The organism is Nocardia citri, from assembly GCF_054065835.1.
Genome location: NZ_JBSUQM010000007.1, coordinates 97,952 through 114,379 on the forward strand (window position 1 = coordinate 97,952; position 16,428 = coordinate 114,379).

Annotated in this window: 16 protein-coding genes; 14 read left to right on the forward strand and 2 right to left on the reverse strand. The window is 63.6% G+C overall.

The window, feature by feature from the left end; translation table 11 throughout:
* Positions 1–200: 200 nt before the first annotated feature.
* Entirely contained in the window at positions 201–1,418 is a 1,218-nt protein-coding gene (locus ACW2Q0_RS13095) for a lyase family protein (protein ID WP_457189677.1), read from the reverse strand.
* A gap of 154 nt (positions 1,419–1,572) precedes the next feature.
* On the opposite strand from ACW2Q0_RS13095, the gene ACW2Q0_RS13100 reads away from it, so the two are divergent.
* From ACW2Q0_RS13100 to ACW2Q0_RS13120, 5 genes are all read left to right on the forward strand, one after another.
* On the forward strand, positions 1,573–2,409 hold the full coding sequence (locus ACW2Q0_RS13100; RefSeq protein ID WP_457189679.1) for an IclR family transcriptional regulator: 837 nt from the start codon (positions 1,573–1,575) through the stop codon (positions 2,407–2,409).
* A 508-nt stretch (positions 2,410–2,917) separates the two neighbouring features.
* Positions 2,918–3,697, forward strand: coding sequence for an amino acid ABC transporter ATP-binding protein (locus tag ACW2Q0_RS13105; protein ID WP_457189681.1), 780 nt, complete (start codon positions 2,918–2,920; stop codon positions 3,695–3,697).
* A gap of 44 nt (positions 3,698–3,741) precedes the next feature.
* Entirely contained in the window at positions 3,742–4,650 is a 909-nt protein-coding gene (locus tag ACW2Q0_RS13110; RefSeq protein ID WP_457189683.1) for a transporter substrate-binding domain-containing protein, read from the forward strand.
* A gap of 2 nt (positions 4,651–4,652) precedes the next feature.
* A complete protein-coding gene (locus ACW2Q0_RS13115) occupies positions 4,653–5,321 on the forward strand; it encodes an amino acid ABC transporter permease (RefSeq protein WP_457189685.1) in 669 nt (222 codons plus the stop codon).
* Positions 5,321–6,052 carry an amino acid ABC transporter permease gene (locus tag ACW2Q0_RS13120; protein WP_457189687.1) on the forward strand — a complete coding sequence of 244 codons (732 nt, stop codon included), beginning with the start codon at positions 5,321–5,323 and terminating at the stop codon, positions 6,050–6,052. The genes ACW2Q0_RS13115 and ACW2Q0_RS13120 overlap by 1 nt, the downstream gene beginning before the upstream one ends.
* A gap of 291 nt (positions 6,053–6,343) precedes the next feature.
* On the opposite strand, the gene ACW2Q0_RS13125 is transcribed toward ACW2Q0_RS13120, so the two are convergent.
* On the reverse strand, positions 6,344–6,859 hold the full coding sequence (locus ACW2Q0_RS13125) for a GtrA family protein (RefSeq protein ID WP_457189689.1): 516 nt from the start codon (positions 6,857–6,859) through the stop codon (positions 6,344–6,346).
* 325 nt (positions 6,860–7,184) lie between these two features.
* On the opposite strand from ACW2Q0_RS13125, the gene ACW2Q0_RS13130 reads away from it, so the two are divergent.
* From ACW2Q0_RS13130 to ACW2Q0_RS13170, 9 genes are all read left to right on the forward strand, one after another.
* Positions 7,185–7,931 (forward strand): DivIVA domain-containing protein, encoded by a 747-nt coding sequence (locus tag ACW2Q0_RS13130; RefSeq protein ID WP_457189691.1) that lies wholly within the window; start codon positions 7,185–7,187, stop codon positions 7,929–7,931.
* A 77-nt stretch (positions 7,932–8,008) separates the two neighbouring features.
* A complete protein-coding gene (locus ACW2Q0_RS13135) occupies positions 8,009–8,638 on the forward strand; it encodes a YceD family protein (RefSeq protein WP_457189693.1) in 630 nt (209 codons plus the stop codon).
* A gap of 54 nt (positions 8,639–8,692) precedes the next feature.
* Complete coding sequence (gene rpmF / locus ACW2Q0_RS13140; protein ID WP_014987105.1) at positions 8,693–8,875, forward strand: 50S ribosomal protein L32; 183 nt, start codon at positions 8,693–8,695, stop codon at positions 8,873–8,875.
* A gap of 22 nt (positions 8,876–8,897) precedes the next feature.
* A complete protein-coding gene (gene rnc / locus ACW2Q0_RS13145) occupies positions 8,898–9,620 on the forward strand; it encodes a ribonuclease III (protein WP_457189696.1) in 723 nt (240 codons plus the stop codon).
* A 1-nt stretch (position 9,621) separates the two neighbouring features.
* Entirely contained in the window at positions 9,622–10,488 is an 867-nt protein-coding gene (gene mutM, locus ACW2Q0_RS13150; RefSeq protein WP_457189698.1) for a bifunctional DNA-formamidopyrimidine glycosylase/DNA-(apurinic or apyrimidinic site) lyase, read from the forward strand.
* Between the two features lie 57 nt (positions 10,489–10,545).
* The gene (locus tag ACW2Q0_RS13155; protein WP_457189700.1) at positions 10,546–11,127 is read left to right on the forward strand and encodes a dihydrofolate reductase family protein; all 582 of its coding nucleotides are present in this window, start codon (positions 10,546–10,548) and stop codon (positions 11,125–11,127) included.
* 5 nt (positions 11,128–11,132) lie between these two features.
* The gene (locus ACW2Q0_RS13160; RefSeq protein WP_457189702.1) at positions 11,133–12,206 is read left to right on the forward strand and encodes a PHP domain-containing protein; all 1,074 of its coding nucleotides are present in this window, start codon (positions 11,133–11,135) and stop codon (positions 12,204–12,206) included.
* A 132-nt stretch (positions 12,207–12,338) separates the two neighbouring features.
* Positions 12,339–13,865 (forward strand): PstS family phosphate ABC transporter substrate-binding protein, encoded by a 1,527-nt coding sequence (locus ACW2Q0_RS13165; protein WP_457189704.1) that lies wholly within the window; start codon positions 12,339–12,341, stop codon positions 13,863–13,865.
* 284 nt (positions 13,866–14,149) lie between these two features.
* A complete protein-coding gene (locus ACW2Q0_RS13170; RefSeq protein WP_457189706.1) occupies positions 14,150–16,150 on the forward strand; it encodes an APC family permease in 2,001 nt (666 codons plus the stop codon).
* Positions 16,151–16,428 lie beyond the last annotated feature (278 nt).

Here is a 16,428-nt window from a genome sequence, read left to right on the forward strand (position 1 = left end):
GAGGCGAATTCGTCGGGTTGATTGCTTGACGAAGGATTTCGTGAGTACATGGGTAACTCCATGTACTCACATCGAATTAGCGGGCGATGGTTGTCGTTGTCAAGAGTTGGCAGCGTTGGATGTCGTTGGTTCAGAGAGCCCCTGACGTTGCGGAGACAGTATCGAAGGCGACGGCGTAGACGACGGAATCGGGCGTGCGCTCAACGCGCTGAGACTGCCTGGCGTGAAGCCTCGTCGTAGCCCGCCGTGCCGGCGAGTTCGATCCACCGATCGACCGAGCGGCCAAGGTTTTCAACGCGGCGCGGCCCATCCCAAATCAGGCCGGCGATGCACAGTTTGGCCATCGCCTCGGCCGACTGCTGGAGGTCCTCGAAGATGTCGAGGACCGAGTCGATGATGACCGGCTCCATGATATTGAGCTCGAGTTCACCGGCCGCGACCGCGCAGATGACCGTATGGGCGGCACCACGGATCCGGTAGCTGAGCTGCATCGCGTACTCGGGAACGACCGGGTTGACTTTCGCGGGCATGATCGATGACCCGGCCTGGAGCTTGGGCAGGGTGACCTCTGCGAAGCCGCCGTTCGGGCCGGAGGACCGCAAACGCAGGTCCGCGGCAATCTTCGCGATGGTGATGGCGGGCCGCGTCGCGGCATCGGCGATGGCGGCGTAATGGTCGAGGTGGGACATGGCGTCGAAGAAGTCGTCCGCGCTGGTCACCTCGTGGTCGACCAACTGCTTCAGCTCCGCGACAGCGGCCGGGATGAAGCCGATGGGCGCACCGATGGAAGTGCCGAGCACCGTCGCGCCCAACGGGATGGCACTCAGTTCTTTAACTGCTTCGTTGAGTTGGGCAGCGCCACGGCGCACAGCGTGAGCCTGTCCGCGCAGCGTCTCGCCAGCCGTCAGGCTGACCGCGTCCTGAAGGCAGGTGCGGCCGAGGTAGTGGGTGTCCGCGAACTCGATCGCTTTCTTGTCCAGCGCCTGCGCGAGTTCCTCGAGCGCGGCGAGGGGCTCGCCGGCGACCTCGAGCAGGGTCAATGCCATCGCCGTGGGGAAGGTGTCGTTGGTCGACTGGGAGATGTTGACGTGGTCGTTCGGGTGGACCGGGACGCCGGCGAGTTGTGCAGCGCGCGAAGCGATGACCTCGTTGAAGTTCATGTTAGTGGTGGTTCCGCCGCCTCCTAGCACGAGGCCGGTAGGAAACTGATCCGCATGCGAACCGGCGATCAGTTCGTCGCAAGCAGCGATGATCGCCTGGGCTCGAGTCTCGTCCAGGACCCCCAGCGTCTGGTTCGCCGCTGCTGCCGCACGCTTCACCTTCGCGTAGCTGCGGACAAAGCTCGGGATATTGCTGATGCGGCGCCCGCGCGGCCGGAAGTTCTGCAACGACAACTGGGTCTGAGCGCCGTAGAGCACGGTCGGAATCTGATCGACGGCGGAGTCTTGCGACATCGTGAAGGGGTCCCTTCGGCATTGGAGTCGGTGCCCCCAAGGCTAGGCACCACCCGAGACCAACCCGTCATACCGTTGCTCTCAGTGCAACACTGGTGTACTGCTTTATGTCCAAGAGTTGGACTATGAACGAAGTAATGTTGTTGTGAAGACAAATATTGACGAGGATCCGAAAAGACGCATGGCAACCTCGACGACGGAGAAGGTCGCACAGTTGCTGCTCGCGTTCGAAGTCGACAGTTCGGGCGGAAGCGTCGATCGCTCGGTCAGCGAGCTCGCGCGAATTGTCGGACGCGAGCGAAGCCAGGTCTCGCGTATGCTCCAGTCGCTCAGCCGTGCCCAGGTCGTCGAACAGGATCCTGAAACGCGCCGGTACCGGCTGAGCTGGCGAATACGGGTAATGGCAGGCGCGGCCGGCGACCAACTGCTTGTTCGCGCTGCAAGGCCGATGTTGCAAGTCCTCGTGGCGCGCACCGATGAGGTGGCTCTGCTGTCGGTCCAAGATGCCAATCGATCGCTGACCGTCCTACGCGAGGAGTCCCAGAACTCCCTGCGAGGCGGGGGCTGGGTGGGCCGGCGATCCCCCATGCACTACAGCGCTTCAGGACGAGCGCTGATGTTCGACTACGACGGCGAGCTGATCGAAGCCCTGACGGCAGACGATATGCGTGCCGGCGGGCGAATCGGACCCAACTCCCCCCGACGCCTCGACGATCTCCTGAAACGGCTGCACGCTGAACGCCGCCAAGGATTCGCGGTCGCCTCCGAGGAGATCGAGGTCGGGCTGACCTCGATCGGCGCACCCGTGCGCAACTCGCAAGGCCACATCGTCGCCGTGGTCAACGTGTCCGGGCCGACTCCCCGGGTACTGCCACACGTCTCCAACATCGCCCGCCTCTTGCTCGCGGCGAGTACCTCCATCACCCGATCGCTCGACAAACGGCATGTGAGCTAGCCGTGATAGTTGAGCAGGCGGTTGCCGTCGTCACAATGGGCGAGACCATCGCATGTGTCCCTGGCCGACTGGGGGCGTGACGCCGTCCAAGGAGGCGGACTTCATGGCTCGCGTCCTCCGCGACGCCAATGTCTCCGGAGACGGGCTTCCACACTCGCGGCTCGTGCGTATCGCATCCGTCGGCTCGCAATTTCGACGTGTGACCGACCGTGCGCCCGAAGCGACTGTACCGCCACCGCCAAGTTGTTGTTGATGCAACAACCTCGATGATCGGTGGGCGATTCGCGACCCACTGTCGACCTCGCGGCACTTCGTAACGGATCGATTTCTGAAGGTTTCACAGCGTTAACAGCGGCGAAACCGTCGTGTCTCGCCCTTTGTAGCTACCGGAAACGTCCCTGAATCCGTGTTGCTTTCACTGCAACAGCGATATTTCATCCGGTCCGAGCCGTCGTAGGTTGACGCTATCGAGAGTGGCGTACACCACGTGCTGTTAGTAAGGATTCAGATGACTGGCGACCCCTTCACCACCAGGCAAGCCGCAGCCTCGGCCGCGCAGCCGATGATCGAACTCCGCAACGTTCGCAAACTGTTCGGTGACAACGTGGTCCTGCGCGAGGTCAACCTGGCTGTGAACCGCGGAGACGTGGTTGCGGTCATCGGACCCTCTGGCGGCGGAAAAAGCACCCTGCTGCGCTGCATCAACCTGATGGAGCACCCGACCTCCGGTCACGTCTTCATCGAAGGTACCGATATCACCGCGAAGGGCACCGACCTCAACGCTGTGCGACGCAAGGTCGGCATGGTCTTCCAGCAGTACAATCTCTTCCCACACCTGAGCGTCATCGACAATTTGACGCTCGCCTCTCGCAAGTTGCTGAAGAAGCCGCGTTCGGAGGCAGAAGACCACGCCAAAGCTCTGCTGGCTCGCGTCGGGCTGACCGGCAAGGAACGCAGCATGCCGCACGAGCTCTCCGGTGGTCAGCAGCAGCGCGTTGCGATTGCCCGCTCCTTGATGATGGAGCCCCACGTCATGCTTTTCGACGAGGTGACCTCAGCCCTCGATCCCGAGTTGGTCGGCGAGGTCCTCGACGTCATGCGAGAGCTTGCGGCTACCGGAATGACCATGCTCGCCGTCACCCACGAGATGGGTTTCGCCCGTGAAGTCGGCAATCGTGTGGTCTTCATCGACGGCGGCGAAATCGTCGAAGACGGCGACCCCGAAGTCGTCCTGCGCGACCCGTCCAGCGAACGCGCTCGCCGCTTCCTCCGCAAAGTCCTGGCCTGACCGAGTCGGCGCCACCTCCACAACCCAATGATTAGGAACGAACCGTGAAATTCACCCGCGCACTCATTCCAGCTGCCGCCTTGGCACTGTTTATGACGATCACCGCCTGCAGTAGCGCCGATCCTGCGGCAGACACGTCGAACAAGCCGGTCGATGTCGGCGTTGCCGTTCCGAGCGCCTGGACGACCCAGGGCCAGATTCGTGTCGGCATCGCCTGTGATTACCCGCCGTTCGGCTACACCGACCTCAACGGCGGTCACGCAGGCTACGACGCCGAGGTTGCGCACACCCTCGCTGCCTATGCCTTCGGCAGCGACTCCAAGGTCAGCTTCACCTGCGTCACGCCCCAGAACCGAATCCCGTACTTGTCCACCAACAAGATCGACCTCATCATCTCGACACTGGGCTACACCCAGGAACGGGCCAAGACGATCGACTACTCGACCGCCTACTTCACCAGTGGCGCCAAGCTCCTGGTTGCCAGCGGCTCGAACCTCGACGGATGGCAGAGCCTGCACGGCAAGCCGATCATCACGAAGACCGGCACCACATCGAGTACCTTCCTCACCAACTGCTACGCCGACTCGCAGCAGCTCCGCCTCGACTCCACCAGCGACGCCGTCTCGGCACTGAAGGCGGGCCGCGGAGTGGCGTTCGCCGAAGACAGCACGCTGCTGCTCGGACTTGCCCTCAACGACAAGAGCCTCAAGGTCGTCGGCCAGGACGAGGCACAGACCCCCTGGGGTCTCGGCATCCGGCAGGGCGACACCGAAACGAAGAAGTGGGTCGACGCCGCGCTCGCCGACATGCAGATGAAGGACACCTTCTGGGCCATCTTCAACAAGGCCGTCCAGAACAAGGAAGCGGCCGCCACCTTCGCCGGGAACATGCCGCGCCCTGGCGTGAGCATCTCTTATTCCGACGAGAACACGCTCGCGGACTGCTCGAAATGACCATGCCACTCGCCATCGGTGACTTCGCTGCGATCAAGTACGCGCACGCACTCGGGTCAGGCCTGATGATGACGCTTGCGATCAGCGCAATCGGCATCGCCGGTTCGCTGGTCGTGGGCCTGGCGGGCGCAACTGCGGATCAACTCCGCGTGCCTGTCGTCCGCCAGGTAGTTCGCATCTACGTCGAGATCATCCGCAACACTCCCTTGCTGGTGCAGGTCTTCTTCCTGTTCTTTGTGGGGCCGGCGCTGGGACTCACCCTCAGCGCCTTCGCGGTCGGGTGTATCTCGCTGGTCCTGTGGGGCGGTGCCTACAACACCGAGAACTTCAGGGCCGGGCTGACCGCCGTTAGCGCGCGATACCTGGAGGGTGCGCGAGCCCTGGGGTTCTCCAAGAGCAAGGCGTTCGTCAACGTCACCATTCCGATCGGCGTGCGCCTCGCCCTGCCGGGTGTGACCAACACGTTGATCTCGGTGCTCAAGAACTCGGCACTCATGATGGGCATAGGACTTGCCGAGCTCACGTTCACGGTTCAGCGCCTGTCCGCCGAGACCTTCAGGACGGTGGAGCTGTTCGTTGTCATGGCGATCATCTATCTCGCGCTGGTGCTGTTGCTGAGCTCCTTGATGCACCTGATCAGCCGCCGATACGCATTGGGAGCAGGTGTGTGATGGACCACCTCAACTGGGTTGGACCGACCCTCAATCTCGTCGAAAAAGGCGCTGTTCAGACGCTCTGGGTTGCGCTGGTGTCCGTTTTGACCTCAATTGGCCTCGGCCTTGTGCTGGGTGTGCTGCTATGCCTGCCGGCCGGCCCAGCGTCCGCGGTGGTACGGGCGGTTCTGACTGTCTACCTCCACCTCTTCCGCGGACTGCCGCTGCTGGCGACACTGTTCATCGTCTTTTTCGTAGGGCCATCCACCGGCGTGCAATTCGCGTCAACGGGCGCGGCGATAGTGGGACTGACCCTCTGGGGCAGCGCCAATGTCATGGAGGTTGTGCGGGGCGCGATCCGCTCGATCCCGAAGGCTCAGTTCGAAGCTTCGAAGGCCCTGGGCTTCGGATGGGTTCCAACGATGCGGATGGTGATCCTGCCGCAGGCCCGCACGCGGATGATTCCGCCCATCGTGAACCTGACGGTGGACCTCATCCAGGCAACGACCCTAGCTTCCCTGATCGGCGTGGTCGACGTCCTCCAGCGCTCCCGACAGGCCGTCGAGTTCTACCAACTCTCGGTCGGCGATGGACATGCCACCCCGATCTTCGCCGGAGTTCTGCTGTTCTTCTTCATCATCTGCTATCCGCTGACTCGGCTCGCCGGCCGACTGGAGCGCAGTGGCGCCAACCCGCAACCTCGCACCGCTCGGCGTCCACAACGTGCCGTCGAAGTTGCGGGAGCCTGATCTGCCCCTGAGTTGTCTCAGGTCATTTCCGGTCTCCGGCGCTGAAGAGCGACTCCGGGGCGAGGTGAGCGAGGAGCGTTTCGCCTACGGTCGTGAGCTGGTCGCGTGCCTCGCCTGTGAGGGGGCCGAGGACGCGGTCGCGCACGCAGCGTGCGTAGCCGGGTGCCGCTTGCTCCGCTCGCCTCAGCCCTGCCTCAGTCAGTACGGCCAGCCAGCCGCGCCGGTCGTCGGCCGGGACTTCGCGCCGTACCAATCCGGCCGCCTCCAGCCGGTGGGCAGGCGGCGCGGTGTTCAGAAGACCAAGCCGCGCAGGGCGAGGAAGCGCATACCGCCGACCGCGGCAGTGACGGCGAGTATGGCCGTGGCCTGCAGAGTGCCGCCCATATCGGGCGTCCACAACTCGAGCGCGGCCAGGGCGGCGGTGGTGATGCCGAGTCCGACCAGCGCGAGTCCGCCGCCCTCCCACTGTGCGGTTAACCAGCCGACCCGGTCCGCCGCGTGGAAGGTGAGCTGCCGGTGCATTTCATTGGCGATCACGGTGCTCACGATCGAGCCCGCGATATTGGCGACCAGGGGGCCGATGCCGTGCATCGCGTAGAACAGCAGTACATAGGCGACATTGCTGGAACCGCCGACCAGGGCGAATCGGATCAGCTGAGCCAGCGCCCGATCACCACGCAAGTACTGGATGAGCTGCGCGAACCGGACCGCCGTGGCGATACGCAGGACCGGGTACGGACCCGCCCACGGCGTGTACAGGCTGCTCGTCGGCAGTGCCGCCGTCCGCGGTAGTTCCAGCACGGTCATTGTCTTTTCCGATCCCAAACGAACCGGTCCGTTCGGATAACCGCGATGGTCATCGCATCCTTCCCCTCAGGTGAAGGAATCCGCCCGGCCCGGCCTCCTCTATCCCACAGTCCCGATCGGGGCCTGCGATCCACTCGAGAAGATCTTGTGCGACCTTCTCGACAAATGTAACACCAAGTGGAGATGTATCCTCCACTTGTTTTTGTGGCGTAGGAGACACCTGCACGACACACCGGTAGGGGACTCGGCATGAGCCGTGACGGGGGGCACACTGGGCCACGGTGGAAAGTTTTGCCGTAGGTCTGCAGGAGAGTGGGGTAGGAGCATGTATCGCGTATTCGAAGCTCTCGACGAGCTGGTCGCCATCGTCGAAGAAGCGCGCGGCATCCCGCCGACCCGTAGCTGCATCGTGCCGCGCGGCGATGTGCTCGAGCTGCTCGACGACGTGCGCGACGCGCTACCCGGCGAGCTCGACGATGCCCAGGATGTGCTCGACCATCGCGACAAGATCGTCTCCGACGCCCGCGCCGCCGCCGAGAAGACCGTGACCACCGCCGACGAGCAGGCCGACCAGACCACTGGATCGGCCCGTGCGGAGGCCGACCGGATCCTCTCCGAGGCCAAGGCGCACGCCGACCGCATGGTCGCCGAGGCCAGTGCGCATGCCGACCATCTGGTGAATACCGCGCAGGGCGAGGCCGACCGCATCGTCGCCGACGGCAATGCCGAATTCGAGGCCGTCACCGGTCGGGCTCGGATCGAATCCGAGCGGACGATCGAGGCGGGCAAGGCCTCCTATGAGCGCGCGGTCGCCGAGGGGGTCGCCGAGCGCGACCGCTTGGTCGGACAGACCGAGGTGGTGCGTGCCGCGCGTGCCGAATCGGCCCGGTTGATCGACGCCGCGAACGAAGAGGCCGATCGGATGCGCGACGAATGCGACCACTACGTCGACAGCAGGCTCGCCGACTTCGAGGAGAATCTCAACTCCACCCTGCGGATCGTGCGCGGCGGGCGGCACCAACTGCGCTCCGGTGGTGGTGCCCCCGATTACGCGGCCGACTATCGCCGCTGACGGTTTGGGTGCTCGTCGTGCCCTCGCGTATTGTTGGGTGGTTGCCCATTTCCCCTCGAATGTGAAGTGAGTTCGTGATGTCCGCCGGTTCGGGTCCCGATTCGCGCCCAGGTTCGGCCTCGCGCCGTGCGCCGGATTCTGGTTTCGTGCTGGATGTCATCAGCCTGGGCCGTCGCCCCGGCACGATGAAGGAGCTGCACCGCGTAGTCACCACCGACGAGCGGATCGGGCTGGACCTGATCGCCATTCCGGCTGGCGCCGAGGTGGATTTCGATCTGCGCTTGCAGGCGGTGTCCGAGGGCGTGTTGGTGACCGGAACAGTGGCCGCGCCGACGGCCGGGGAGTGCGCGCGCTGCCTCGAACCGTTCACCGGCACGGTCGAAATCCAGCTCACCGAGCTGTTCGCCTACCCGGACAGTGCGACCGAGCAGACCACCGAGGACGACGAGATCTACCGCATCGTCGACGACAAGATCGACTTGGAGTCGGTGATCACGGACGCGATCGGACTCGAACTTCCGCTGCAGCCGCTGTGCACTCCGGACTGCGCGGGCCTGTGCCCGGAATGCGGTGTCCGGATGGCGATTGCGGGTTCCGGCCATGGGCATGAGATACTTGACCCTCGCTGGGCCGGATTGGCGAAGTTCGCCGTCGAGTCGCCCGGCAACGGCAGCCCCGATTCGGGTGCAACCAACACAGACCATTAAGACCGAGACAGTGCTGCCGTACCGGCAGGCAATAGGACAAGAGGAGAAGTAGTCGTGGCCGTTCCCAAGCGCCGGATGTCCCGTTCCAACACCAGGTCGCGGCGCAGCCAGTGGAAGGCCACCGCGCCGACCCTGATCACCTGCCCGAACCGCGCCTGCGGCGAGAAGACGCTGCCGCATATCGCGTGCCCCTCCTGCGGCACCTACAAGGGCCGCCAGGTCACCGCTGCTGTCTGATCGTTCGACCTGTCGTATCGAAGTGACCGCCAGCAAGGACGAATCCGGCCCGTCCGGTGAACATGCGAGCCTGCTCGCGGCGCTCGGCGTCGACGTGCGGGCCGATCTGCTGCGGCTGGCGCTGACGCACCGGTCGTACGCGTATGAGAACGGCGGGCTGCCGACCAACGAGCGTCTGGAATTTCTCGGCGACTCGGTCCTCGGTCTGAGCATCACCGAGCGGCTCTACCATGAGCACCCGGACAGATCCGAGGGCGAACTGGCCAAGCTGCGGGCGAGCGTGGTGAATATGCACGCGCTCGCCGAGGTGGCGCGCGGGCTCGGCGAGGGCGGTCTCGGTGTGCACCTGCTGCTCGGTAAGGGCGAAGAGCTCACCGGCGGCCGGGACAAGCCGAGCATTCTCGCCGATGGTATGGAGTCGCTGCTCGGCGCGGTCCATCTCGAGCACGGTATCGATGTCGCGCGCGAGGTGGTGCTGCGGCTGTTCGCCGACCTGCTCGAGCGCGGCCCGCGGATGGGCGCCGGACTGGACTGGAAGACCAGCCTGCAGGAGCTCACCGCCGAGCGTGGCCTCGGCGTGCCCAGCTACGAGATCACCTCGACAGGTCCAGACCACGACAAGGAATTCACCGCGACTACCGTGATCGGCGGTCGTCCGTACGGTCAGGGCATCGGCCGCTCCAAGAAGGAAGCCGAGCAGAAGGCCGCGGGCGCCGCCTATCAGGCCCTGACAGACGAAGCCTGACGTGCCAGAACTTCCCGAGGTCGAGGTCGTCCGCCGCGGGCTCGCCGAACATGTTGTCGGTCGGGTGGTCGAATCCGTCACGGTGACGCACCCCCGGTCGGTGCGTCGCCATCTCGAAGGTGCGGACGATCTGACGGCCCGGATGAAGGGTCTGCGGGTCGCCGCCGCTCACCGGCGGGGCAAATATCTGTGGCTCACCTTCGACGATCCGGACACCTCGCTCGTCGTCCATCTCGGTATGAGTGGGCAGATGCTGGTGCAGCCCGCCGATGCTCCGATGGAGAAGCACGCGCACATCCTCGCGACCCTCGATGATGGTGCGCAGTTACGTTTCGTCGACCAGCGCACCTTCGGTGGCTGGGCGCTCGCACCGCTGGTCGAGGTCGACGGGGCGCTGGTGCCCGAACCCGTCGCGCATATCGCCCGAGATCCGCTGGACCCGCGCTACGACCCCGAGGTCGTGGTGGCCGCGCTGCGCGCCAAGCAGACCGAGATCAAGCGGGTGCTGCTGGATCAGACCGTGATCTCCGGCGTCGGCAATATCTACGCCGACGAATCCCTGTGGCGGGCGAAGATCCACGGCAACCGGCTGGCGTCCGGTCTGACCAGACCTGCCGTGCATAGCCTGCTCACCGAGGTCGGCGCGGTGATGGGGGAGGCGCTCATGGCCGGTGGCACCTCGTTCGATGCGCTGTATGTCAACGTCAACGGCCAATCCGGCTATTTCGAACGCTCGCTCGCAGTGTACGGTCGCGAGGACGAACCGTGCCGTCGGTGCGGTGCGCCCATCCTGCGGGAAAAGTTCATGAATCGTTCTTCCTACTCCTGCCCGCGCTGCCAACCGAAGATACGTCGCCGTTCGCGTTAGCGAGCTACCGTTCTTTAAGTGGTTCGGGAAAGCACACTGGCCGTGTAGGAAGGACATATGCGCAAGCTCACCTACTACGTCGCTTCGACTATCGATGGGTTCATCGCCACCGAGGAGGGGTCGGTCGACTTCTTCCCGGTCGGTGGCGATCACGGCCCGGCGATCACCGCGCAGTACCCCGAGACCTTGCCGACGAAGGTGCGGGAGGCCCTCGGCATCGATAAGCGCAACCGTTACTTCGACACCGTACTGATGGGTCGCAAAACCCACGATTTCGGCGTGCGGACCGGAACCTCCAGTCCGTATTCGCATCTGCGGCAATTCGTCGTGTCGACGACGCTGCCGGAGAGTCCGGATCCCTCGGTGGAGCTGATCTCGGCCGATCCGCTCGCCAGGGTGCGAGAGTTGAAGCGGGATAACGGACTCGGGATATGGCTGTGCGGCGGCGGGGAATTGGCGCAAGTGTTGTTGCCGGAAATCGATCAGATCTTCCTGAAGCTGTATCCGGTCGTCCTGGGCCGGGGCCGTTCCCTGTTCGGTTCCGGTCCTCGCCTGCCCGAGGCGGCCCGCTTTCGGGTGATCACCAGCCGGGTGTTCGAGGACGGCGTCGCTTTCGTGAAGTACAGCAGGATTCGATAGCCACTGTGGCGGAAGACGATTCGGTCGTCGCTCTGGATCCGGGGAAGGTTCCGGGTCCGGTGGAGGCGCTGCGCGAGATCGGCTTCTGGCTCGAGCGCGCACGGGCGCAAACACATCGGGTGAAGGCGTACCGGCGGGCCGCCGATATCGTGGCGGAGCTCACCGAGGACGAGCTGGCGACCCATCGCGCGGCGCGCAGTTGGCGCGACCTCGTGGGGATCGGGCCGAAGACCGCCGCCGTCATAGAACAGGCGTATTCCGATACGGTACCGGAGTATCTGAGTGAACTGCGCAAGGCCGCACAGCCCATCGGGGTGCCTGGCAAACCCATGCGGGCCCAGTTGCGCGGCGATCTGCACACCCACTCCGACTGGTCCGACGGCGGCAGTCCGATCGCGGAGATGATGGGCGTAGCGGCCGCACTCGGTCACGAATACTGTGCGCTGACCGATCATTCGCCACGGTTGACGGTAGCCAACGGGCTCTCGGCCGATCGATTGCGGCGTCAGTTGGATGTGGTCACGGAGCTGAACGAACGAGTCGCGCCGTTGCGAATTCTCACCGGGATCGAGGTGGACATCCTCGATGACGGGACCCTGGATCAGCAGAGCGATCTGCTCGCCGAACTCGATATCGTTGTCGCCAGCGTCCATTCACATCTGCGTGCCGACAGCGAGACCATGACCAAGCGCATGGTGTACGCGGTGGCGAATCCGAATGTGGATGTGCTCGGCCACTGCACCGGTCGACTGATCACGGGCGAGCGAGGACTGCGGCCGGAGTCGAATTTCGATGCCGAAGTCGTCTTCGAAGCGTGCCGAAGTTACGGCACCGCGGTTGAGATCAACAGTCGTCCCGAACGGCTCGATCCGCCGTCGCGACTGTTGCGGTTGGCGGTCGAGATGGGTTGCTATTTCTCGATCGATACCGACGCGCACGCACCCGGTCAGTTGGACTGGCTGGGCTACGGATGCGAGCGCGCGGTCGCGAATGGTGTTGCGCCGGAACGGGTTATCAATACGTGGCCAGCCGAGCAGTTGCTCGCCTGGACCACATCAGGGGCGGCGGACGTGGTCTGATCACGGCCGCGGCGGTCGCGGCAGGTTGTCCACCGGGTTAACTGTTGTCGAACACTCGTGCGGGGGCTGGGAGGATGCCGCACAACGTTCGAAAATGGTTGACACACAGATCTCTTGGGGGTGGCGGCGCCGGTGGGTGGATTTCCGATCGAAATCGTGCTTGGACTCATCGGTGTCGCGGTGCCGATCATCGCGTTCCTGTGGGAGTTCGTCTTCGTCGGCCGCAAGGAACTCGGCTATCGGGTACAGATGGATACACCGGTCACCGGTGAGATCGAATCGGTCTTTCCCGGTGTGTTGCCGCAGTTGCGTCCCGCGCACGATGGTGCGAGTCCGCCGCTGAAGGATCTGTCGGTGGTGCTGGTCCGTATCGAAAACAGCGGTGCGACACCGATCGATACGCACGACTACCAAGCGCCGGAGGCGGGCCGGGTCGGCTTGCATCTGAACTTTCCACAGCGCCGGGTCATCGGCATGGCGGTGACCGAGCTGAGCGATCCGGTGCTGGCCGATTCGCTGGACCGGGATTCCGGTATCGCGGTTCGCGAGGATACGGCGGGACATATCGGTGTCATCGATCTGCCGAGGGTGCCGCTCAATCGCGCCGATCACTACAAGATCCTGGCTATCCTGCAACGCTCGGAGGGCGTGGGGGAATATACGGCACCGACGCTGCGCGGCGGTCTCAAGGGCGGGCGGATCATCGAAACCCAGAGCCGCACCGGCATGTCGCGAATGATGGTGGCGCTCACGGCCTTTCTGGTCGTGGTGATCGTCGTCCAGCTCGTGGTATCCGTGCTTGCGCCCGATCCGACGCCATTGGATTGTGCCGCGGGCGAACTCACGGTGGTCGGCTCGACGGCCTTCGAACAGGTCATCCGCGATGCCGCCACGCAGTACGGGAAGCGGTGCACCGGAGCGAAATTCACCTTCGGCTTCGAGGGCACCGAACGCGGCCTCGACAGACTCGCTGAGGAGGGCAAGGGCAATCCGGATCTGCTGGCGATCAGCGACGGCCCGAAAGGCGATGGCTACCAACCGCTGCTGGACCGTCCGCTCGCGTTATCGCTGTTCACGATGATCGTGCACAAGGATGTCGGCCTCACCAACCTGACGGTCGCGCAGATCCAGGATCTGTATCAGGGCCGGATCACCAACTGGCACGATATCGGCGGTCCCGATCTGCCGGTTGTGCTGGTCAATCGGATACCCGGGTCGGGCACCCGAAATACGTTGGAGCGCAGAGTGCTCGACGGTCCGCAGCCTGATCGGCCGCATGTCAGCTGTGTCGCGATCAAGGATGGCGCGCCCGCGGCGGCACGATATTGTGATGTGCAGGTCACCAAGGATATGCAGAAGGCGGTGAGCGATATTCCGGGCGCCATCGGCTACACCGAGTTCTCCGAAGCGGTGAAGGCGGGAGCCACGACTCTCACCATCAATGGCGTGACGCCGGGTCGTGACGCCGCCGTCGACCGCAGCTATCCGTTTTGGGGCGTCGAATACGCTTACAGCTATGGTGAACTCCCCGGCGATTCGCTCGGCGCCAGCTTCCTGCATTTCCTGACCGATTCGACCGGTAAGGATGTGCTGCGCGAGCACGGCAACGAACCGTGTAGCGAGCTGCCCGATCGGGCTCGCTGCCTGCCGTCTTCGTGACGGTGGCTGTCTCGTCTTAGTCGGGTGAGCGATTTCTGGCGAGGACGATTCATGTCACGCACGCAACTCGCCGGGTAGCACCCGAAATCTATCCGGCCTGGTTCGCCGCGAGGTGCGCATTATATGTATGCATATACCGAGATGATAGGCGTCTACGCTGGTTAGCGATGGGCTCGGCACGACGGATCCTGACAAGATCTGTGTAGGCCAGCCGCCGATTTTTACGAAATCAATACGGTTGCCGGCACGGTCGTACCTGTCCGGTGGCCTTAAGCTGGCCCATCGTGGCTTCACCGATCGACCTCGTCAAACGTCTCGTTCTGGGACGACCTTTCCGAAGTGACAGGCTCGGTGAAACGCTGTTGCCGAAGCGGCTCGCGCTGCCGATCTTCGCCAGTGACCCACTGTCCTCCGTCGCGTACGCGACACAGGAAATCCTGCTCATTCTCACCCTCGGCGGGCTCGCGTATCTGCATTTGGCGCCGTGGGTCGCTGGTGCGGTGATCGTGCTGCTTGCCGTCGTGGTGCTGTCCTACCGGCAGGTGGTGCAGGCCTACCCGTCCGGGGGTGGGTCTTATGAGGTGGTCGCCAAGAATCTGGGATCGGTTCCGGGGCTGGTGGTCGCCGCGGCACTGCTCGTCGATTATGTGATGACGGTGGCGGTCTCGGTTGCCGCGGGCGTGGACAACATCATTTCCGCGGTACCCGATCTGAATGCGCATCGGGTCGCGATCAATATCGGGTTCATCGCTTTTCTCACCGCGATGAATCTGCGCGGGGTGCGGGAGTCGGGGCGGGCGTTCGCGATTCCGACCTATGCGTTCGTGGTCGGAGTTCTCATCATGGTCATCGTCGGTCTCGGTGAGGCGGTGGTCGGGCATACGCCGGTCGCCGAAAGTGCGCATTACGAAATCCATTCCGAGCAAGTCGGCCTCGGCGCGGCCGGGTTGGCCTTCCTTGTTCTGCGCGCCTTTTCGTCGGGATGTACCGCGCTGACCGGAGCCGAGGCGATCTCCAATGGTGTGCCTGCCTTCCGTAAGCCCAAGGCGCGCAATGCCGCTCGCACGATGACCGCGATGGGTCTCATCTCGATCGCCATGTTCGCCGGTGTCACCGCACTCGCGATGATCACCCACACCAGGGTGACCGAGAATACCTGCGATCTGATCGGATTCCGTGGCGACTGTAATACCGATCCGCAGCGCACGGTGATCGCGCAGATCGCAGCGGCAGTCTTCGGCGGTAACAGTATTTTGTTCTATTTCATCATGGTGACGACCGCGCTGATTCTGATCCTCGCGGCGAATACCGCCTACAATGGATTTCCGCTGCTGAATTCGATTCTGGCGCAACATCGGTATATGCCACGACAGCTGCACACCCGCGGCGATCGGCTGGCCTTCTCCAACGGCATCATCCTGCTCGCTGCCATCGCGGGTGTACTCATCTACGCCTTCGACGGCTCGGCGACCCGCTTGATCCAGCTCTACATCGTCGGCGTCTTCACCTCGTTCACACTGTGTCAAGCCGGTATGGTCCGGCACTGGAATCGCGAACTGGCCACCGCGACAACGTCATCGGAGCGGCTGCGTATCCATCGCGGCCGCCTGATCAATGCGTTCGGCGCCTGTTTCACCGGCGTCGTCCTGGTCGTCGTGATGATCACGAAGTTTTCCCACGGTGCGTACCTGGTCGTCTTCGCGATGCCGATCCTGGTGGTGCTGATGTATCTGATACTTCGCCACTACAGCGCCGTGCGCGCCGAACTCGATGTCGATGACGAGGCGGAAACCCTGCCCGCCCGGGTGCATGCCCTCGTACTGGTTTCGGGCTGGCACAAGGCAACTCGACGCGCCGTCCAATTCGCCCGTGCCACCAGACCGGACACCATCACGGCGATCACCGTCAATGTCGATGACTCCGATACCCGTCAGCTGCACCAGGATTGGGATCGACACGATGTCGCCATACCGCTCAAGGTGATCGAATCTCCGTACCGCGAAATCACCCGTCCGGTCATCGATTACATCAAGCGGATGCGCAGATCCCAGCCTCGTGATGTGATCAGCATCTTCATTCCCGAATATGTGGTGGGCCACTGGTGGGAGAACCTGTTGCACAACCAGAGCTCACTGCGGCTGAAGGCCCGCCTGCTCTTCGAACCGGGGGTGATGGTTACCAGTGTGCCCTGGCAGCTTCGTTCGTCGGCGGCTCGAGCGGTGCGACGCGCCGAACACAGCCCCGGCGAGATCCGGCGCGGTATTACTGATACGGTATCGGGCTGACGAGTTCTGATCCCAATTCAGGGGAATTTCGGAATTTCGATATATGTCAAAATCTCCGTAAGTCCCCTTGATGTCAAGGCCGGATAATGGGTCATTTTATCCCAAATACTGAGATTTCAGACCAACTGCCTGGTTTGAGCAGCCGGAAATAAGGTACGTCTGTGTACGGCCCCCCTGTTCACGCCAATCGGAGTGACCAGGCCAACCAAGCCCCAATGGACGGCGGTGCAGGCTCGAGTCTTCACCTCCGCCGCGGCGGCCACCACGTTCGGCGCCCA